Consider the following 20,869-nt stretch of genomic DNA (forward strand, 5'->3'; position numbering starts at 1 on the left):
AGGGGCTACTTACGGGAATAGCTCAGTTGGTAGAGCATCGGTCTCCAAAACCGAGGGTCGTGGGTTCGAGTCCTCCTTCCCGTGCTAAAACAAGAAGATATGTTTAAATCAATAGCAAATTACTGCAAGTCATGTTATGACGAACTCGTACATAAGGTGACATGGCCGACGCGTAAGGAATTGACACAAAGTGCTGTGTTGGTACTTACAGCTTCTTTGATTATTGCAATTATAGTATGGTTGATGGATATCGCATTCAAAGCCATCATGAGTTTAGTTTATCCCAACTAATTGTTAGATAATACATAAAGATGTCTGAGTCAGGAATGAATTGGTACGTCCTGCGTGCTGTAAGTGGAAAAGAAGGCAAAGTAAAAGAGTTCATCGAAGCTGCTAAGAAGCATAACGATGTGCTCAATGCTTCCGTTGGGGAAATCCTTCTGCCTACAGAGAAATATGCAATGATGCGCAATGGTAAGCGTGTTATTAAAGAAAAACTTTTCCTTCCGGGGTATGTCCTTATTCAGGCCCGCCTGCAAGGTGAAGTGGCACACATGCTTCGTTTCATTCCCAATGTACTTGGTTTTCTTGGTGGTTTGGATCACCCTGAAGTGGTGAGACAGGCCGATATCAACAGAATACTTGGTACAGCAGAGGAATCTTCCATTGAAAATACTGATGTTGCCATCCCATACAATGTGGATGATACTGTAAAGGTCATCGATGGTCCTTTCAGCGGATTCAGTGGTGTCATTGAAGAAGTTAACGCAGACAAACGCAAGTTGAAGGTAATGGTGAAGATCTTTGGAAGAAAAACACCACTCGAACTCGCATTCACACAAGTAGAGAAAGAATAGGACATAAGTTACGGTATGTCCACTTCGTATATACGGTTGTTAGAGGCTTCCACTCTGATGGCTTATATAACAAAATTAAAATAATTACAAACAGAAATGGCTAAAGAAGTTGCTGGATTAATCAAATTACAGATTAAAGGTGGCGCTGCGAATCCTTCTCCCCCCGTAGGTCCTGCTTTGGGTTCTAAGGGTATTAATATCATGGGATTCTGCAAAGAGTTCAACGCCAGAACCCAGGATAAGGCTGGTAAGGTTTTGCCAGTTGTTATCACTTACTATGCAGACAAGTCATTTAGCTTCGTGATCAAGACTCCTCCCGCTGCTATCCAGCTCTTGGAGGCTGCCAAGATCAAGGGAGGTTCTGCTCAGCCTAACCGTAAGAAGGTTGCTGCTGTTACTTGGGAACAGGTACGCGCAATCGCTGAGGACAAGATGAGCGACTTGAACTGTTTTACCATTGAGTCAGCTATGAAGCTGATCGCTGGTACAGCAAGAAGTATGGGTATCACTGTAAAAGGGGACTTCCCTGGTAAATAACAAATAACTTCAATTTGAACAATGAGTAAACTGACAAAAAATCAAAAGTTGGTAGCTGGTAAGGTTGAAGCAGGGAAGGCATACTCTTTGAAAGAGGCCGCAGAGCTGGTGAAGGAAATTACCACCACTAAGTTCGAGGCATCTCTCGATATCGACGTACGCTTGGGCGTAGATCCTCGTAAAGCCAATCAGATGGTTCGTGGCGTTGTTTCGCTGCCGAACGGTACTGGTAAGGTGACACGAGTTCTGGCTCTCTGTACTCCCGATCAGGAAGCTGCCGCTAAGGAAGCTGGAGCTGACTACGTTGGTCTTGATGAGTATATCAACAAGATCAAAGCTGGTTGGACTGATGTTGATGTTATCATCACAATGCCTTCTTGCATGGGTAAACTTGGTCCTCTCGGCCGTATCCTCGGCCCACGTGGATTGATGCCTAACCCAAAGAGTGGTACTGTGACTATGGACGTTGCTAAGGCAGTTAAGGAAGTTAAGCAGGGTAAGATCGACTTTAAGGTTGACAAGGCAGGTATCGTGCACACGTCAATCGGTAAGGTTACATTCACTGCTGATCAAATTTTCGAGAACGCAAAAGAGTTCATTCAGACTATCATTAAGTTGAAGCCTGCTGCTGCCAAGGGTACATACATTAAGAGTATCTTTATCTCAAGCACTATGAGTGCAGGTATTAAGGTAGATCCTAAATCAGTTGAATAACTCGTAAAAGTTTAGTAAAATGAAAAAGGAAGTAAAAGATACTATTATTGTAGAACTCGGAGAATACCTCAAAAAGTATCCTCATTTCTATCTCGTTGACGTAACTGGACTGAACGCTGAAAAAACAAGCGATCTTCGTCGCAAGTGCTTTAAGAGCGAGATTAAAATGGTGGTTGTGAAGAATAAGTTGCTTCACAAGGCTTTCGAGGCTTCTGAGATTGATTTCGAGCCATTGTATGGTTGCTTGAAAGGAAATACTGCGCTCCTCTTCTGTGAGACTGCTAATGTTCCTGCAAAGTTGCTGAAAGAGTACAAGAAGGAAGGTATTCCTGCTTTCAAGGCTGCATACGCTGAAGAAGGTTTCTTCGTAGGTGCAGACAAACTCGAAGAACTGGTTTCTATCAAGAGCAAGAACGAACTTATCGCCGATGTTATGGCTTTGCTGCAGTCACCTATCAAGACTGTTGTATCTGGTCTCAACGCTGGTGGTAAAATCCATGGCCTGCTAGACGCTATCGCTGAGCGTAATAAATAAGCGAAACGTATAACAAATAACATTTAAAAACATTAAAAAATTAGAATAAAATGGCAGATATTAAAGCTATTGCTGAAGAGTTGGTAAACCTCTCAGTTAAAGAAGTACAAGAGTTGGCAACTGTCCTGAAGGACGAGTATGGAATTGAGCCCGCCGCTGCAGCTGTTGCAGTTGCTGCTGGTCCCGCCGCTGCAGGTGGTGCTGAGGCTGCTGAAGAGAAGACTTCTTTCGACGTAGTTCTGAAAGAAGTAGGCGCTAACAAGCTCCAGGTTGTTAAGGCTGTTAAGGAAGCTTGTGGTCTCGGTCTGAAGGAAGCTAAGGATCTCGTTGACGGTGCTCCTGCTACTCTGAAAGAGGGCATGGCAAAGGACGAGGCTGAGAACCTGAAGAAGACTATCGAAGGTGCAGGTGCCGTAGTTGAGCTGAAATAATTTAGCACAACAATAAAGAATTGGTTAAGGACTTCCCAGTCGGAGGTTCTTAACCTTTTTGTGTCTTACAAGTAAAGTTCTAGAAATTTCTAGAACACTCTATATTTCTAGAACATCACACATTATAATATATGGCTTCAAAAGTAGTAAACAACAGAGTAAACTTTGGCAGCGTCAAGAATCCGTTACCATATCCGGATTTCCTCGATGTGCAATTAAAGTCATTCAAAGATTTCCTGCAGCTGGATACTCCACCTGAGGAACGCAAGAATGACGGTTTGTATAAGGTGTTTTCAGAGAACTTCCCTATCACCGACACACGTAATAATTTCGTTCTTGAGTTCCTGGATTACTATATTGATCCCCCGCGTTATACCATCGACGAATGTCTGGAACGTGGATTGACATATAGCGTACCCTTGAAAGCTAAACTGAAACTTTATTGTACAGACCCCGATCATGAGGATTTCAGTACTGTGATTCAGGACGTATTCCTTGGTCCTATTCCCTATATGACCGATAATGGTACGTTTGTTATCAATGGCGCTGAGCGCGTAGTAGTTTCGCAGTTGCACCGTTCTCCTGGTGTGTTCTTCGGACAGAGCGTTCATGCCAATGGTACTTTGCTTTATAGTGCCCGTATCATTCCGTTCAAGGGTTCTTGGATTGAGTTTGCTACTGATATTAATAGTGTGATGTATGCTTACATCGACCGTAAGAAGAAATTGCCTGTTACTACCTTGCTGCGTGCAATCGGTTTCGAGAATGATAAGGACATCCTTGAGATTTTCGACCTGGCTGAAGAGGTGAAGGTTAACAAAACTTCTCTGAAGAAGGTTATCGGTCGTAAGCTTGCAGCTCGTGTGTTGAAGAGCTGGAACGAGGACTTTGTTGATGAAGATACAGGTGAAGTAGTATCTATCGAGCGTAACGAAGTGATGATGGAGCGTGAGACCGAAATCACAGAAGATAACGTTGCTGAGATTCTTGAGTGTGGTGCACAGACCATTCTCGTTCATAAAAATGAGAATCAGGCTCAGGATTTCTCTATCATCTTCAATACTTTGCAGAAGGACCCCAGTAACTCAGAAAAAGAAGCTATTCTGTATATTTATCGCCAGTTGCGTAATGCAGATCCTCAGGATGATGCATCTGCACGTGAGGTGATTCAGAACTTGTTCTTCTCAGACAAACGTTATGACTTGGGTGATGTGGGTCGTTACCGTATCAACAAGAAACTTGGTCTTGATACTGACATGTCTGTACGTGTACTGACTAAGGAGGATATTATCGAGATTATAAAGTATCTGATTCAGTTGATCAACTCAAAGGCTACTGTCGATGATATTGACCACCTCTCAAACCGTCGTGTTCGCACTGTTGGTGAGCAGTTGGGCAATCAGTTCTCTGTAGGTCTTGCTCGTATGAGTCGTACTATTCGTGAGCGTATGAATGTTCGTGACAATGAGGTGTTCACTCCTATAGATTTGATCAATGCCAAGACTATTTCGAGTGTCATCAACTCGTTCTTTGGTACTAACCCATTGTCGCAGTTCATGGACCAGACTAACCCATTGGCAGAGGTAACCCACAAACGTCGTCTTTCTGCCCTTGGTCCTGGTGGTCTGTCTCGTGAGCGTGCTGGATTCGAGGTACGTGACGTACACTATACTCACTATGGTCGTCTATGTCCTATCGAAAGTCCTGAAGGACCTAACATCGGACTTATTTCTTCATTGTGTGTATATGCTAAGATTAATGAGCTTGGCTTCATCGAAACTCCATATCGTAAGGTAGAAAATGGTGTGGCCAACCTCAAAAATGATGAAATACTATATCTGACTGCTGAGGAAGAAGAAAACCACGTAATCGGTCAAGGTAATGCACCGCTGAACGACGACGGAACATTCATTCGTGAAGTAGTGAAATGTCGTCAAGATGCGGACTTCCCTGTTGTTCCACCAACAGAAGTTGACTTGATTGACGTTTCTCCACAGCAGATTGCATCTATTGCGGCTTCGCTTATTCCTTTCTTGGAGCATGACGATGCTCACCGTGCACTGATGGGATCGAACATGATGCGTCAGGCCGTACCTTTGCTTCATAACGAGGCTCCTATCGTTGGTACTGGTATTGAGAAGCAGGTATGTGAGGACAGCCGCACCATGGTTACTGCAGAAGGCGAGGGTGTAATCGATTATGTTGATGCAACTACTATTCGTGTGCTCTATGATCGCACAGAGGATGAGGAGTTCGTTAGTTTCGAACCAGCCCTTAAGGAATACCGTATTCCGAAGTTCCGTCGTACCAACCAGAACATGACTATTGACCTTCGTCCTATTTGTGACAAGGGACAGCGTGTGAAGAAGGGCGACATCCTTACGGAAGGATATGCTACCGAGAACGGTGAACTGGCTCTTGGCCGCAACCTGCTCGTTGCCTATATGCCTTGGAAGGGTTACAACTATGAGGATGCTATCGTATTGAACGAGCGTATTGTTCGTGAGGACGTACTGACCTCTGTACACGTTGATGAATACTCTCTTGATGTACGCGAAACTAAGCGTGGTGCTGAAGAGTTCACTTCTGATATTCCCAATGTTAGTGAAGAAGCTACTAAGGATCTCGATGAGAATGGTATCATCCGTGTTGGTGCCCGTGTAGAACCAGGTGACATCTTGATTGGTAAGATTTCACCAAAGGGTGAGAGCGATCCTTCACCTGAAGAAAAATTGCTGCGTGCCATCTTCGGTGACAAGGCTGGTGATGTGAAAGACTCTTCACTGAAGGCTAATCCTTCATTGACAGGTGTTGTTATCGACAAGAAACTCTTTACCCGTGCTACTAAGACTCGTCAGGACAAACAGCAGGACAAGGTTAAGCTTGCAAAAATTGATGAAGAGCACAATGCCAAGATAGAAGATCTGAAGGATATTCTTGTAGAGAAACTTCTGGTATTGACAGATGGTAAAGTTTCACAAGGTGTGAAAGACTATACTGGTGCCGAAATCATTTCTAAGGGTAGTAAGTTTACTATGACCAACCTGAAGAACCTGGAGTATGGTGATGTACAGGTGAGCAACTGGACCGAGGATGATCACAACAACAAGATGATCGCTCAGTTGATTACCAACTTTATGAAGAAGTACAAACTCCTTGATGCAGAGATGAAGCGTAAGAAGTTTGCCATTACCATCGGTGATGAACTGCCTTCAGGAATCCTGCAGATGGGTAAGGTATATGTTGCCAAGAAACGTAAGATTGGTGTCGGTGATAAACTCGCCGGACGTCACGGTAACAAGGGTATTGTGTCTAAGGTAGTTCGCCAGGAAGATATGCCGTTCTTGGAGGATGGTCGTCCAGTTGACTTGGTACTTAACCCACTGGGTGTGCCTTCTCGTATGAACCTTGGACAGATTTTTGAGGCTATCCTTGGTGCAGCAGGTAAACGTCTCGGTGTGAAGTTTGCTACTCCAATCTTCGATGGTGCAAAACTTGACGACCTCGCAGAATGGACCGACAAAGCAGGTCTGCCACGCCTCTGCTCAACACATCTGTATGATGGTGAGACCGGTGAGCGATTTGACCAGCCTGCTACTATCGGTATCACATACTTCCTCAAACTCGGCCACATGGTAGAAGACAAGATGCACGCCCGTTCTATCGGTCCGTACAGTCTCATCACTCAGCAACCTCTTGGAGGTAAGGCACAGTTCGGTGGTCAGCGTTTTGGAGAAATGGAGGTCTGGGCATTGGAAGCCTTCGGAGCCAGTCATGTGCTTCAGGAGATCCTTACCATCAAGTCAGACGACGTGGTTGGACGCAGCAAGGCCTACGAGGCTATTGTCAAGGGCGATCCCATGCCAACTCCCGACATCCCCGAATCACTCAATGTATTGTTGCATGAGTTGAAGGGTCTTGGTCTAAGTATCAAGATGGATTAATCTGTGAGTTAACGAACAAAGAACAAAGTATATTAAGTATTGAAATATGGCTTTCAAGAAAGAATCAAAGATAAAGAGTAATTTTACCAAGATTACCATCGGTCTGGCTTCACCAGAGGAGATCCTTGAGAACTCCTGCGGTGAGGTGACCAAGCCTGAGACCATCAACTATCGCACCTATAAGCCTGAGCGCGACGGTCTGTTCTGCGAGCGCATCTTCGGTCCTACAAAGGACTATGAGTGTGCCTGCGGTAAGTATAAGCGCATTCGCTATAAGGGTATTGTTTGTGACCGATGCGGAGTAGAGGTGACTGAGAAGAAGGTTCGCCGTGAACGTGCTGGTCATATCGAGTTGGTAGTTCCGGTTGCCCATATTTGGTATTTCCGCAGCTTGCCTAATAAGATTGGTTATCTGTTGGGGCTGCCTACAAAGAAACTCGACTCTATCATCTACTACGAGCGATATGTTGTCATCCAGCCTGGTGTTATGGCTGGCCGTCAGGATGCAGAAGGAAATGCAGCAGTAGGTTCGAATATGTACGACCTGCTCACAGAAGATGAGTATAACGATATCATCGAGAACCAGATTTCTATCGAGAACGACTATCTCGATGATAGCGATCCCAATAAGTTTATTGCCAAGATGGGTGCAGAGGCTATCTATGACCTTCTCGTCCGTCTTGACCTCGACTCTCTGTCGTATGAACTGCGTGACCGTGCCAACAGCGACTCGTCTATGCAGCGCAAGAATGAGGCTTTGAAGCGTCTGCAGGTTGTTGAAGCTTTCCGCAATAGTGTAGAGAAGGGCATCAACCGTCCTGAGTGGATGATAATGAAAATTATCCCTGTAACTCCTCCTGAGTTGCGTCCACTCGTTCCACTGGATGGTGGTCGTTTCGCTACTTCCGACCTCAACGACCTATATCGTCGTGTCATCATTCGTAACAATCGTTTGAAGCGACTGATGGAAATTAAGGCTCCTGAGGTTATTCTGCGCAATGAGAAGCGTATGTTGCAGGAGGCTGTTGACTCTCTCTTCGACAACAGTCGTAAGTCTTCAGCTGTGAAGAGTGAGAGCAATCGTCCGCTCAAGTCTCTTAGCGATTCGCTGAAAGGTAAGCAAGGACGTTTCCGTCAGAACTTGCTCGGTAAACGTGTTGACTATTCTGCGCGTTCTGTAATCGTAGTAGGTCCTGAATTGAAGATGGGTGAGTGTGGCCTGCCTAAGTTGATGGCTGCCGAGCTCTATAAGCCATTCATCATCCGCAAGCTCATTGAGCGTGGAATTGTAAAGACTGTGAAGTCTGCCAAGAAGATTGTTGACCGTCGTGAACCGGTAATTTGGGATATCCTTGAGAATGTAATGAAAGGACATCCTGTGTTGCTCAACCGTGCGCCAACACTTCACCGTCTCGGTATTCAGGCCTTCCAACCCAAACTGATTGAGGGTAAGGCTATTCAGCTTCACCCATTGGCATGTACTGCATTTAACGCCGACTTTGATGGTGACCAGATGGCTGTCCATCTCCCATTGAGCAATGAGGCCGTGCTTGAAGCACAGATTCTGATGCTTCAGAGCCACAATATCCTGAACCCTGCCAATGGAGCTCCTATCACCGTACCTTCACAGGATATGGTGCTCGGTCTTTATTATATTTCTAAGATCCGTCCAGGTGCCAAGGGTGAAGGCTTGACTTTCTATGGTCCAGAAGAGGCTATCATTGCATACAACGAAGGTCGTTGTGACCTCCACGCTCAAGTGAAGGTTATGGTTGATGACCGTATTGATGGCAAACCTGTCCGCCATTTGGTGGAGACTTCTGTTGGTCGTGTTATCGTAAACGGTATCATTCCTGAAGAGGTTGGCTTTGTCAACAAGATCGTGTCTAAGAAGTCACTTCGCGATATCATTGCTGATGTGATTAAGAATGTAGGTTTTGCTGAAGCCTGTGAGTTCCTTGATGGTATCAAGAACCTTGGTTATCGTATGGCTTATGAGGCAGGACTTTCGTTCAACCTTGACGATATCATTATTCCGGAATCTAAGAAGGACCTTGTAGCTAAGGGTAATGAGGAAATCCGTCAAATTACCGAAAACTATAACATGGGTTTCATTACCGACAACGAACGTTATAATCAGGTAATTGATACCTGGACACATATCAATAACGACCTTGGTAATGTGCTGATGAAGGAAATGACAGAGGCCGACCAGGGTTTCAATGCCGTATTCATGATGCTCGACTCTGGAGCCCGTGGTAGTAAAGACCAGATTCGTCAGCTTTCAGGTATGCGTGGTCTGATGGCCAAACCGCAGAAAGCTGGTGCTGAGGGTGCACAGATTATTGAGAACCCAATTCTGTCGAACTTTAAGGAAGGTATGTCAGTGCTGGAGTACTTCATCTCTACCCATGGTGCACGTAAGGGTCTTGCCGATACCGCTATGAAAACAGCCGACGCCGGTTATCTGACACGTCGTCTGGTTGACGTTTCCCATGATGTGATCATCAACGAGGAAGACTGTGGTACACTGCGCGGACTCGTTTGCACTGCATTGAAGAATGGTGATGAAGTCATTTCAACTCTCTATGAGCGTATTATCGGTCGTGTATCTGTTCATGATATTATTCATCCTTCAACCGGAGAACTTATCGTTGCTGCCGGTGAGGAAATAACTGAGCCAATTGCACAGGCTATTGAAGATTCGCCCATTGAGAGTGTTGAAATCCGTTCTGTGCTTACTTGTGAGTCGAAGCATGGTGTCTGCATGAAGTGTTACGGACGCAACCTTGCCACTCGTCGTATGGTACAGAAGGGTGAGGCTGTCGGTGTGATTGCTGCTCAGGCTATTGGTGAACCAGGTACACAGCTTACTCTTCGTACGTTCCACGCCGGCGGTGTGGCTGCCAATGCTGCTGCCAATGCCAGCATCGTGGTGAAAAATGACTCTCGTATCGAATTTGAGGAAGTACGTACCGTACCATTTGATGAAGATGGTCGCGAATGTGAGATGGTTGTCAGCCGTCTGGGTGAAGTACGTTTCGTAGATCCCAATACCAATATCGTTCTTTCTTCGATGAACGTACCTTACGGTTCTTCTCTCTATTTCAAGCATGGAGCTTTGGTTAAGAAGGGCGACAAACTTGCACAGTGGGATCCGTTTAACGCCGTCATCGTTTCTGAATACGCAGGAACCTTGAAGTTCCACGATGTAATTGAAGGTATTACTTACCGTGCCGAGACCGACGAAACCACAGGTCTTACTGAAAAGATTGTCACCGAGTCGAAAGACAAGTCTAAGGTACCTACCTGTGATATTATTGACGCTAACGGTGAGGTTGCTGGAACATACAACTTCCCTGTGGGTGGTCACGTAGTAGTTGAAGATGGTCAGACTATTAAAACGGGTGAGACCCTCGTTAAGATTCCTCGTGCAGCTGCCAAGGGTGGTGACATTACGGGTGGTCTGCCTCGAGTAACAGAGTTGTTCGAGGCACGTAACCCAAGTAACCCAGCCATTGTATCTGAAATTGATGGTGAGGTAACCATGGGTAAGGTGAAGCGCGGTAACCGTGAAATCATCGTTACATCAAAGACTGGTGAGCAGCGCAAGTATCTCGTATCGTTGTCTAAGCAGATTCTGGTACAGGAACACGATGCCGTACGTGCAGGAACTCCGCTGTCAGATGGTGTTATTACTCCAGCAGACATCCTTGCTATCAAGGGTCCCACGGCTGTACAGGAATATATCGTGAATGAAGTACAGGATGTGTATCGTCTGCAGGGTGTGAAGATTAACGATAAGCACTTCGAGATTATCGTACGCCAGATGATGCGTAAGGTACAGATCAACGATCCAGGCGATACCTCATTCCTTGAGCAGGAGATTGTTGATAAACTCGACTTTGCAGAAGAGAACGATCGTATCTGGGGCAAGAAAGTTGTTGTAGATGCTGGTGACTCAGAGAACCTTCAGAAAGGTCAAATTGTTACCGCACGCAAACTGCGCGACGAGAACTCAATGCTGAAGCGTCGCGACCTTAAATTGGTTCAGGTACGTGATGCTGTTGCTGCTACCTCTACCCAGATTCTGCAGGGTATCACCCGTGCCGCTCTTCAGACCAAGTCGTTCATGTCGGCTGCATCGTTCCAGGAAACCACTAAGGTGCTCAACGAAGCTGCTATCCGTGGTAAGGTTGATTACCTTGAGGGCATGAAGGAGAATGTGATTACTGGTCACTTGATTCCAGCCGGAACTGGTCTTCGCGAATTTGAAAAGATTATCGTAGGCTCGAAAGAAGAGTATGAGCGCATGCAAGCTAATAAGAAAAATGTGCTTGACTTTGCCAACGAACCTGCAATGGACGAGAAATAATTCTCGCTCCTGACTAATAGATCAAAGTGCTGCTATTGTCTGAAAGGACGGTAGCAGCGTTTTTTTGTATGTTATTTCTATATAGGCATGTTATTTCTATATAGGCATCATGCTTAGTTGGATTTGGCTTCTCTGCAAAGTTTCTTTCAATTTGGTCCTGTCAATAGTATTGTTATCCCTTCGGATCATTCCTGGGTATTGAGTAAACTATTAAGAACGCATACATGATGCCTACTATAAATACTTGAATTATTCCTTTGTTATTAGCACGATTATTCGTAAATTCGCACATGAAAACTAATTCATGAAATGTTAAAAGTATAAATGAATTGAATATGGAGAATATATTAAACTTGTGCCGAGAACGTTTCTCGGTTCGTAAATTTACTTCCGAGATAGTATCTCATGAGGATTTAGAATATGTGATGGAATGTGTGCGTATGGCCCCATCTGCTGTCAATAAACAGCCTTGGCATTGGATCGCGGTGAGGAGCGACGAAGGCAAAAGCAAGTTGCAGGAGTGTTATGATCGTGAATGGTTCAAGACTGCTCCGATGTATATTATCGGCATGAAGAATGTTGAGGAAAACTGGGTTCGCAAGTATGATGGTAAACCACATGGTGACGTTGATGTGGCCATTGCTGCAGAGCATTTATGTCTGGCTGCTACAGAGCGTGGACTTGGTACATGTTGGGTGTGCAATTATGATACAGATAAGATGCAACAATATTTTGGTCGTGACGGTTTTGAAGTTGTGGTGGTAGTTCCTATAGGACATGTTGCTCCTGACTGTCCGAAAGCGGAGAAAAAGCGCAAGCCATTAACGGATATTATGGATGTGATATAAAAATATCTGGTTTATCTGGGAAATGGAGTAATCAAATCAATATAGAACAAAACAAAACTGCTGAACATTTTTGTATATTTGAACAACCACAAACGAATATATGATAATGGACAGCAGTTTTCTTTTGTCATGCATGGGCTTTATAGTCTTGAACGTATAAAAAGACTTGTATAGTAGGTAGCCTCATATCAATCCAGAATTTGAGTTTTCGGAAATAAATCGAACATCGAACACCTGTCATGCCGTAATCTGTTGTATGATAGCGGTCTTAGATGGTGTTCGGCGTTCGTATTTTGAGGGTTTCCGAACACCAATCGAACACCAACGAACACCCGCAAAACCTTCATGTCAACATTCCTATCATCTAAATGCAAGTTAATCAAAAGTGCGCTTTTATTATAAATAAGGTATAGCCCGATATTTTGCCAAAGCATTTCAATATTAGGCAAAAGTATTGCCCAACGTTTGGCAAGAGTGTTTTCAACGTTTGATAAAGGTATTATCCAATGTTTGGCAAGAGTGTTTTCAACGTTTGATAAAGGTGTTATCCAACGTTTGATAAAGGTGTTATCCGACGTTTGATAAAGGTGTTATCCAACGTTTGATAAAGGTGTTATCCAATGTTTGATAAAAGTGTTATCCAACGTTTGGCAAGGTGTTGATAAATATCAAGCCGTTCATCATCAAGCAGGAACAACCAATTTCTCCAGAGATGTGATGGCTTACCAACAGATGATAGAATGGTGGTCGATAATGCCGTTATAAGATTTTCGACCACCCACTTAATCGTATATCTTACAATGTGTTATCCCATATCGGTGGTCGATGGTCGATTATTTGCTACGTCGCGTGTGCGTGCATACGTGTGTGCGCACGCATACCTTATTATATGGATGTTATACCAAATATCATTTCATGGATGTATAATTTGTGGATAAAGAAAATAATGTATCACCTTGCATCCGGAAACGCTTATGTATTGGTGAAATGAGAAGAAATCAAAGAAAAAGTAGAATCTAACTCTTATTATTTTTATATGAAACAAAAATTAAACTGTTGCAAATTTGTTGGCATGCTCTTGGCTTTTACCGCCATCTCCTGCTCTGAGAGCGATGGGTTGCAGAACAACGGTATGTCTGACAAGAAGATTTGCTTTACTGCTATGTTGCAGAAAGGATGGAACGGAGGTGAAAAAACTCGTGGGGCTGTGTCTGAGTCGGCAGCACTTGCCCAAGAGCAGATGGTGCTAGAGGCAGAAGGCCAACTCGACACCCTCTCTATCGCATGCTATTGAAACTGACAATGAAGAATTGAGGGGGGGATAATTACCCTCCCCTGTACACAAACCCGTTGCGCATTAAATGATGCCGCTGAGGTAGGGAATTTCGGCGTGAGTGCCGTTTACACCAAAGGTTCTACTATTTCTTCCTTGTATCATGATCAGCAAGTCACCAAGAGCGGTAACAACTGGTTTACCGCAGGCAACGAGATGTGGCCTACCGAAGGATCTCTGTCGTTTTATGCTTATGCACTTTATCAGCGTGCCGCCTTGTCTTATATATCTACAGCTGCTGATTTCGCCAAGAATAAAGTCATCCGCTACGTGGCAGATACGGATATAGACCATCACCCCGATTTTATTGTAGCCAAAAACGAAGCTATTGCTTATAACATTTCTACTGCCAGCAAACTTGTGGAGCTTGCTTTCAGCCATACCCTTACTGCCCTTACCTTTGCCGTAGATGCAGAAATGATATCAGGAAAGGTGAAACGTATCACTATAAAAGGAGTGAATGGACAGAGTGACTATGATTTTGCTCCCATTCTCGTTAGGTTTGAACGGTTCCTCGTCGTGTATTCGAAAGTTTCTCGTTCGACTCTCGATCCTCTTTCGTTCGGTCTTCGACATATCCTCGTTCGGTTCTCGATCGGTCTTCGATAGACTAACGAATGACGAATGAGAAGCAATCGTGTGTTAAGCGAAAAAGCATGGTTCTTCTGTTGTATCCAGTTGGGGGCGTTGGAAGTGATGCCTGTTAATATAATTGCGTTGTTTTATATTGTACGATAAATGGCTTGTTGCAAAGGTATCTTTTTGTTTTGGAAATCATCCTTAGGTACGGTTGCAAAGATACAACATCACAAAACCCAAATGTCTGTCCTTGTCCGTCTTTGAGATTATTTTTAGGTTCTATTAACTTTTCTACGGATTTTTTTATAAGTTCTGCACATTGAATAGCAAAACGCTTTTGATAAAAGATCAGTAGTCAATCAATAAGTTGCCATATCGTTTATTGATAACAATCCTTAATCGGTTGTCTGATGGTCTGTGAGTATCATTTATCGCAGTTTGCAATCTTTAGTTCTTTATAATGCAATTCTGTTGGTGCAGGTATTGATGGCTTTATGGGAGTATATATAATGAAAATGGTCTTTTCTGCTTGACGTTAGAGATATTCCATCAGTACGTCCCATACGGCGATGATGTGGCAGATGCTGCCAGCTAAGACGAAGAAGTGGAAAACGCTGTGCATATATCGTTTCTTGTTGAGCGAATAGAATACTGCACCGGTAATATAGGCTACTCCTTCAGCAATAATCCATGCCACAGCAGCAGTAGATACGGAGTCGATCAATGGCTTGAATGCCACAAGAACAGAAAGGCCCATGCCTACGAAACAAAATGTCTCAAGATTAGAATGCTCCTTGAGCTTGATGAAACTGATGGCGGTGCCGACTATGGCACAAAGCCACACAAAGGTGAACAGCGACCATCCCCAGTAGCCTTGGCTGCGTAGCGCAATAAGTGTAAGAGGGGAGTAGCTGCCTGCTATGTGCCAGTAGATGGCAGCGTGGTCCCATTTGCGCAACCGTTCTTTCCACTTTGAATGTCTGGGGAGTGCATGGTATGCTGTGGATGCCATATATGATCCTAACATGCCAAAGAGATAGAGACACACGCCGAGGCGTGCCCAAGGGTTGTCACCTTTGAATGCCATGACGAGAAACACAATGCCGAACGCCAAGCCTAATAGTATGCCGCCAGCGTGTGACCATGTGTTCCAAAGTTCTTCTTTATGTGTGTATCTTATAGCCATCGTTTGCAAAGATACGAAATATTTTTGGTTTATTAGGAAAATGAAGTGATAAAGTCTGAATAATAATATTTTGTTTCGTATATATTATATGGATCGCATGCTTCTATACGCGCGTACATTATATTATCGTGTATTCATTTGATAGAGTCTGAACTTACCTAAGGTTTACGTTGGACTTGCTTAGGACTTGCTTGGGACTTGCTTGGGACTTGCTTTGTACGTCTTCAGAAGTTTCGTGTGTAGAAAAGTAGTGACGACCCGAATGCATCCCGAATGCATCCCGAAGCCCGATGACGCTTGTGCGAGAAAAGGCGGTAAGGATTTCCTTCTTGTGCGAGATTAGCAAGTGCGGCTTGCTTTACTTGGAATGATGTGAGGACTGTGTTGCTGTGGGCGGAAACAAATTTGTGGTTGAGTTGACAAAAGCTTGCTGATGAGTTATGGTAATCCTCTCTTTCTCTGTTTTTATAGAACTTTTATCTGTTAAATATTGCAAAAACACTTATAAAATGTTAAATAATAAAAATGCAGGTTGTATTTGTCTCTTATATATTAGGTAGTTAGGCAAAAAGTTAGTACCTTTGCACCCCAAAAGCGCCTAATATCAATGGGGTAGCTATGTCAAGTTGAGTAATAACAAACAATATAATAAATTAAAAACAAACAATTATGCCTACAATTTCACAATTGGTAAGAAAAGGCAGAAAGGTGCTCGTTGAGAAGAGCAAATCTCCCGCTTTGGATTCATGTCCTCAGCGTCGTGGAGTTTGCGTTCGTGTATATACAACGACTCCTAAGAAGCCTAATTCGGCTATGCGTAAGGTAGCCCGTGTACGTCTGACAAACCAGAAAGAGGTAAACTCTTACATTCCTGGAGAAGGACACAACTTGCAGGAGCACTCAATCGTTCTCGTTCGCGGTGGACGTGTGAAGGACCTTCCTGGTGTACGTTATCACATCGTTCGTGGTACTCTTGATACCGCAGGTGTTGCAAGCCGTACACAGCGTCGTTCTAAGTATGGTGCTAAGCGTCCTAAGGCCAAGAAATAATAGCCGGTGAGGGTTATTTGGCTCGAAAAATCAAAAGTAAAACGTTTTGCTGGAGAATTGTTATAGACAGGTTGAGTAAATGCTCATGTGAGAGCGTTGAAGAACAAGCAAGAACAGCCCCACGCAGACAACAAAACAAAAAAACAAAAAATGAGAAAAGCAAAACCAAAGAAGCGTGTGATCCTTCCAGATCCAGTCTTCAATGACAAAAAAGTGTCTAAGTTCGTTAACCATCTGATGTATGATGGTAAGAAATCTATCTCTTATGAGATTTTCTACAATGCTCTTGAAACCGTAAAGGCTAAGATGCAGAATGAAGAGAAATCTGCTCTTGAGATTTGGAAGCAGGCTCTCGACAACATCACTCCTCAGGTTGAGGTTAAGAGTCGTCGTATCGGTGGTGCAACCTTTCAGGTTCCTACTGAAATCCGTCCCGATCGCAAGGAGAGTATCTCTATGAAGAATATGATTTCTTTTGCACGCAAGCGTAGCGGTAAGTCAATGGCTGACAAGCTTGCTGCTGAGATTATGGACGCATTTAACAATCAGGGTGGTGCCTACAAGCGCAAGGAGGACATGCATCGCATGGCTGAGGCTAACCGTGCTTTTGCCCACTTCAGATTCTAATTATAATACAAGGAGAAGAAAGAAATGGCAAATCGCGACTTACATTTGACTCGTAATATCGGTATTATGGCTCACATCGATGCCGGTAAAACCACTACTTCTGAGCGTATCCTTTTCTATACAGGAAAGACTCATAAGATTGGTGAGGTGCACGATGGCGCTGCTACCATGGACTGGATGGCTCAGGAGCAGGAGCGTGGTATCACTATTACCTCTGCTGCTACTACCTGTAACTGGACTTGGCAGGGTAAATCATTCAAAATCAACTTGATTGACACTCCAGGACACGTTGACTTCACTGCTGAGGTTGAGCGTTCACTGCGTGTTCTTGACGGAGCTGTTGCTACTTATAGTGCTGCTGACGGTGTACAGCCTCAGTCAGAAACTGTTTGGCGTCAGGCAGATAAGTACAATGTTCCACGTATCGGTTATGTAAACAAGATGGACCGTTCTGGTGCTGACTTCTTTGAGACTGTACAGCAGATGCGCGACATTCTTGGTGCTAACCCTGTAGTTATCCAGGTGCCCATTGGTGCTGAGGAGAACTTTAAAGGTGTGGTTGACCTTATCAAGATGAAGGCTATCCTGTGGCACGACGAGACCATGGGTGCTGAATATGATTTAGAGGAAATTCCTGCTGATCTTCAGGATGAGTGCGACGAGTGGCGTAATAAGCTGCTTGAAGCTGCCGCTGAATATGATGAGGCCTTGATGGAGAAATACTTTGATGATCCTAACTCAATCACTGAGGATGAGGTTATCGCCGCTATCCGTAAGGGTTGTGTAAGCATGGCTTGCACTCCTATGGTTTGTGGTTCTTCATATAAGAACAAGGGCGTACAGCCTCTGCTCGACTATGTTTGTGCATTCCTCCCATCTCCTATCGACATTGAGGTAGTTAAGGGTACTAACCCTGATACTGATGAGGAAGAAGATCGTAAGCCCAGCGAGACAGAGCCTACTTCAGCTCTTGCGTTCAAGATTGCTACCGACCCATACATGGGCCGTCTGGTATTCTTCCGCGTTTACTCAGGTAGCGTAAAAGCTGGTTCTTACGTTTACAACCCACGTTCAGGTAAGAAAGAGCGTATCAGCCGTCTGTTCCAGATGAACTCAAACAAGGAAATTCCTATGGAGTCTATCGACGCTGGTGATATCGGTGCTGGTGTTGGTTTCAAGGATATCCGTACTGGTGATACTCTCTGTGATGAAGATCATCCTATCGTACTTGAGTCTATGAGTTTCCCTGATACTGTGATTTCTATTGCCGTAGAACCTAAGTCACAGGCCGACATTGCTAAGCTTGACAATGGTCTTGCTAAGCTTGCCGAGGAAGACCCAACCTTTACTGTACGTACTGATGAGCAGAGTGGTCAGACTATTATCTCAGGTATGGGTGAGCTTCACCTCGATATTATCATCGACCGTCTGAAGCGCGAATTCAAAGTAGAATGTAACCAGGGTAAGCCTCAGGTTAACTACAAAGAAGCCATCACCAAGACGGTTAACCTCCGTGAGGTTTATAAGAAGCAGTCAGGTGGTCGCGGTAAGTTCGCTGACATCATTGTTAATGTTGGACCAGTTGATGACGATTGGGATATCAAGGAGAATGGTGGACTTCAGTTCGTCAACGAAGTTAAGGGTGGTAACATTCCTAAGGAATTCATTCCATCAATCCAGAAAGGATTTGAGACAGCCATGAAGAACGGTATCCTCGGTGGTTACCCCGTTGATTCACTTAAGGTAGTTGTTGTTGACGGTTCGTTCCACCCAGTTGACTCTGACCAGCTCTCATTCGAAATCGCCGCTCAAATGGCTTATAAGGAAGCTTGTGCACAGGCTAAGCCCGTACTTATGGAGCCTATCATGAAACTCGAAGTTGTTACTCCAGAGGAGAACATGGGTGACGTGATCGGTGACTTGAACAAGCGTCGTGGCCAGGTAGAAGGAATGGAAGAAGGTCGCAGCGGTGCTCGCATCGTTAAGGCTCAGGTACCTCTGTCAGAGATGTTCGGTTATGTAACCGCTCTCCGTACCATTACTTCTGGTCGTGCAACCAGTTCTATGGAATATGATCACCACGCTCCTCTGTCAAGCACATTGGCTAAGGCTGTGCTCGAGGAAGTTAAGGGACGTGCCGATCTCGTATAATGCAATTTAGGAGTGCCGCTGAGCAAATGACTCTTTAGCGGCCTCCTTTCAATATTTTTATTCATCAATTTATAATTCAAGACAAATGAGTCAGAAAATTCGTATCAAGCTGAAGTCTTATGACCACAAGTTGGTTGACAAGTCTGCAGAGAAAATCGTGAAAGCTGTTAAGGCTACAGGCGCTATCATCAGCGGTCCTATCCCCTTGCCAACCCACAAGCGCATCTTCACTGTTAACCGTTCAACCTTCGTTAACAAGAAATCTCGCGAGCAGTTCCAGCTCTCAGATTACAAACGTCTGATTGACATCTACAGCTCTACAGCAAAAACTGTTGATGCTTTGATGAAGCTCGAACTCCCCAGCGGTGTTGAAGTTGAGATCAAGGTCTAGTAACGATTAAGTAAGATACAAAAACGAATTTATTTATTATTATTAAAAAGTAATTGAAATGCCAGGATTAATTGGAAAGAAAATCGGAATGACATCCGTATTCAGTGCCGACGGTAAGAATGTACCGTGCACTGTTATCGAAGCCGGTCCTTGTGTTGTTACTCAAGTAAAGACCGTCGAGAAAGACGGTTATGCTGCCCTTCAGCTGGCCTTTGGTGACAAGAAGGAAAAGAACACCACTAAGGCTATGCAAGGTGTATTCAAGAAAGCAGGTACAACACCTAAGGCTCACTTGGCCGAGTTCAAATTTGACGAAGAGCACAATCTCGGTGATGTTATCACTGTAGAGTTGTTTAGCGACAATGACTTCGTTGACGTTGTAGGAACTTCTAAGGGTAAGGGCTTCCAGGGCGTTATGAAGCGTCATGGCTTCGGTGGTGTTGGTCAGGCTACCCACGGTCAGGATGACCGCGCACGTAAGCCAGGTTCTATCGGTGCTTGTTCGTACCCTGCTAAGGTGTTTAAGGGAATGCGCATGGGCGGTCACATGGGTAGTGAGCGCGTAACCACGCAGAATCTCAAAGTATTGAAAGTAATACCGGAACACAATCTTATCCTTGTCAAAGGTAGTGTTGCTGGTTGTAATGGTTCAACCGTTTTAATTCAGAAGTAAGCAATGGAAATTAACGTATTAGATATCAATGGTCAGGAGACCGGAAGAAAGGTTACGTTAAACGAATCTATCTTCGGAATTGAACCAAATGACCACGTTCTTTATTTGGACGTAAAGCAGTATCTCGCTAACCAGCGTCAGGGTACACATAAGGCTAAGGAAAGAAGTGAGCATGCAGGTTCAACCCGTAAGCTCGGTCGTCAGAAAGGTGGCGGCGGTGCACGTCATGGTGATATTAACTCTCCTCTGTTGCGTGGTGGTGGTCGCGTATTCGGTCCCCGTCCGCGTGACTATCGTTTCAAACTCAACAAAAAAGTAAAGGTTCTTGCACGTAAGTCTGCTCTGTCTTACAAGGCACAGGAGAATGCAATCATTGTTGTTGAAGACTTCAATTTTGAGGCTCCAAAAACTAAAGATTTCATAAAAGTTGCTAAAAATCTTAAAGTTGAGGGCAAAAAACTGCTGATGGTTTTGCCAGAAGCAAATAAAAATGTATATTTGTCAGCTCGTAATTTGCAGCGCTCTGAAATTGCCCTTGCAGCACAGCTCAATTCATACAAAGTTTTGAATGCTGATGTGATGGTGATCACTGAGAATTCGCTCAAGGCTATCGAGGCTGTTTTAAACAAATAAAGGAG

General features: G+C 44.3%; 18 protein-coding genes and 1 tRNA gene. 18 read left to right on the top strand and 1 reads right to left on the bottom strand.

Annotated elements, in window-relative coordinates:
* Window positions 1-11 precede the first annotated feature (11 nt).
* The 12 genes from CIK88_RS02715 (at window position 12) to CIK88_RS02775 (ending at window position 14,183) form a co-directional block, all read left to right on the top strand.
* A tRNA-Trp gene (locus CIK88_RS02715) sits at window positions 12-84 on the top strand.
* 15 nt (window positions 85-99) lie between these two features.
* Window positions 100-291 (top strand): preprotein translocase subunit SecE, encoded by a 192-nt coding sequence (gene secE / locus CIK88_RS02720; RefSeq protein ID WP_094391130.1) that lies wholly within the window; start codon window positions 100-102, stop codon window positions 289-291.
* 20 nt (window positions 292-311) lie between these two features.
* A complete protein-coding gene (gene nusG, locus CIK88_RS02725; RefSeq protein WP_094434376.1) occupies window positions 312-857 on the top strand; it encodes a transcription termination/antitermination protein NusG in 546 nt (181 codons plus the stop codon).
* Window positions 858-953: 96 nt separating this feature from the next.
* The gene (gene rplK / locus CIK88_RS02730) at window positions 954-1,394 is read left to right on the top strand and encodes a 50S ribosomal protein L11 (RefSeq protein WP_094391132.1); all 441 of its coding nucleotides are present in this window, start codon (window positions 954-956) and stop codon (window positions 1,392-1,394) included.
* Between the two features lie 21 nt (window positions 1,395-1,415).
* Window positions 1,416-2,108: a 50S ribosomal protein L1 gene (gene rplA, locus CIK88_RS02735; RefSeq protein WP_094391133.1), complete on the top strand. Its 693-nt coding sequence runs from the start codon at window positions 1,416-1,418 to the stop codon at window positions 2,106-2,108.
* A 19-nt stretch (window positions 2,109-2,127) separates the two neighbouring features.
* Entirely contained in the window at window positions 2,128-2,643 is a 516-nt protein-coding gene (gene rplJ / locus CIK88_RS02740) for a 50S ribosomal protein L10 (protein ID WP_094434378.1), read from the top strand.
* A 50-nt stretch (window positions 2,644-2,693) separates the two neighbouring features.
* Complete coding sequence (gene rplL, locus CIK88_RS02745) at window positions 2,694-3,074, top strand: 50S ribosomal protein L7/L12 (RefSeq protein WP_094391135.1); 381 nt, start codon at window positions 2,694-2,696, stop codon at window positions 3,072-3,074.
* Between the two features lie 131 nt (window positions 3,075-3,205).
* Window positions 3,206-7,018 (top strand): DNA-directed RNA polymerase subunit beta, encoded by a 3,813-nt coding sequence (rpoB, locus tag CIK88_RS02750; protein WP_094434380.1) that lies wholly within the window; start codon window positions 3,206-3,208, stop codon window positions 7,016-7,018.
* Between the two features lie 46 nt (window positions 7,019-7,064).
* Window positions 7,065-11,393 (top strand): DNA-directed RNA polymerase subunit beta', encoded by a 4,329-nt coding sequence (gene rpoC / locus CIK88_RS02755; protein ID WP_094391137.1) that lies wholly within the window; start codon window positions 7,065-7,067, stop codon window positions 11,391-11,393.
* Window positions 11,394-11,728: 335 nt separating this feature from the next.
* Window positions 11,729-12,241, top strand: coding sequence for a nitroreductase family protein (locus CIK88_RS02760; RefSeq protein WP_094434382.1), 513 nt, complete (start codon window positions 11,729-11,731; stop codon window positions 12,239-12,241).
* Window positions 12,242-13,277: 1,036 nt separating this feature from the next.
* Window positions 13,278-13,535 carry a hypothetical protein gene (locus CIK88_RS02770; RefSeq protein WP_094391140.1) on the top strand — a complete coding sequence of 86 codons (258 nt, stop codon included), beginning with the start codon at window positions 13,278-13,280 and terminating at the stop codon, window positions 13,533-13,535.
* Between the two features lie 30 nt (window positions 13,536-13,565).
* On the top strand, window positions 13,566-14,183 hold the full coding sequence (locus CIK88_RS02775) for a fimbrillin family protein (RefSeq protein WP_256387689.1): 618 nt from the start codon (window positions 13,566-13,568) through the stop codon (window positions 14,181-14,183).
* A gap of 505 nt (window positions 14,184-14,688) precedes the next feature.
* Here CIK88_RS02775 and CIK88_RS02780 read toward each other — a convergent pair.
* Window positions 14,689-15,339 carry a hemolysin III family protein gene (locus CIK88_RS02780; protein ID WP_094391142.1) on the bottom strand — a complete coding sequence of 217 codons (651 nt, stop codon included), beginning with the start codon at window positions 15,337-15,339 and terminating at the stop codon, window positions 14,689-14,691.
* A gap of 669 nt (window positions 15,340-16,008) precedes the next feature.
* On the opposite strand from CIK88_RS02780, the gene rpsL reads away from it, so the two are divergent.
* The 6 genes from rpsL (at window position 16,009) to rplD (ending at window position 20,864) form a co-directional block, all read left to right on the top strand.
* The gene (gene rpsL / locus CIK88_RS02785; RefSeq protein WP_094391143.1) at window positions 16,009-16,389 is read left to right on the top strand and encodes a 30S ribosomal protein S12; all 381 of its coding nucleotides are present in this window, start codon (window positions 16,009-16,011) and stop codon (window positions 16,387-16,389) included.
* A gap of 150 nt (window positions 16,390-16,539) precedes the next feature.
* Entirely contained in the window at window positions 16,540-17,016 is a 477-nt protein-coding gene (rpsG, locus tag CIK88_RS02790; RefSeq protein WP_094434496.1) for a 30S ribosomal protein S7, read from the top strand.
* 24 nt (window positions 17,017-17,040) lie between these two features.
* Window positions 17,041-19,167 carry an elongation factor G gene (gene fusA, locus CIK88_RS02795; protein ID WP_094434388.1) on the top strand — a complete coding sequence of 709 codons (2,127 nt, stop codon included), beginning with the start codon at window positions 17,041-17,043 and terminating at the stop codon, window positions 19,165-19,167.
* Window positions 19,168-19,252: 85 nt separating this feature from the next.
* Complete coding sequence (gene rpsJ, locus CIK88_RS02800) at window positions 19,253-19,558, top strand: 30S ribosomal protein S10 (protein ID WP_027448969.1); 306 nt, start codon at window positions 19,253-19,255, stop codon at window positions 19,556-19,558.
* A gap of 58 nt (window positions 19,559-19,616) precedes the next feature.
* Window positions 19,617-20,231 (top strand): 50S ribosomal protein L3, encoded by a 615-nt coding sequence (gene rplC / locus CIK88_RS02805; protein WP_094391145.1) that lies wholly within the window; start codon window positions 19,617-19,619, stop codon window positions 20,229-20,231.
* Between the two features lie 3 nt (window positions 20,232-20,234).
* Complete coding sequence (rplD, locus tag CIK88_RS02810; RefSeq protein ID WP_094391146.1) at window positions 20,235-20,864, top strand: 50S ribosomal protein L4; 630 nt, start codon at window positions 20,235-20,237, stop codon at window positions 20,862-20,864.
* Window positions 20,865-20,869: the final 5 nt, after the last annotated feature.

Source organism: Prevotella sp. P5-50 (genome assembly GCF_002251295.1).
Classification (GTDB): Bacteria; Bacteroidota; Bacteroidia; order Bacteroidales; family Bacteroidaceae; genus Prevotella.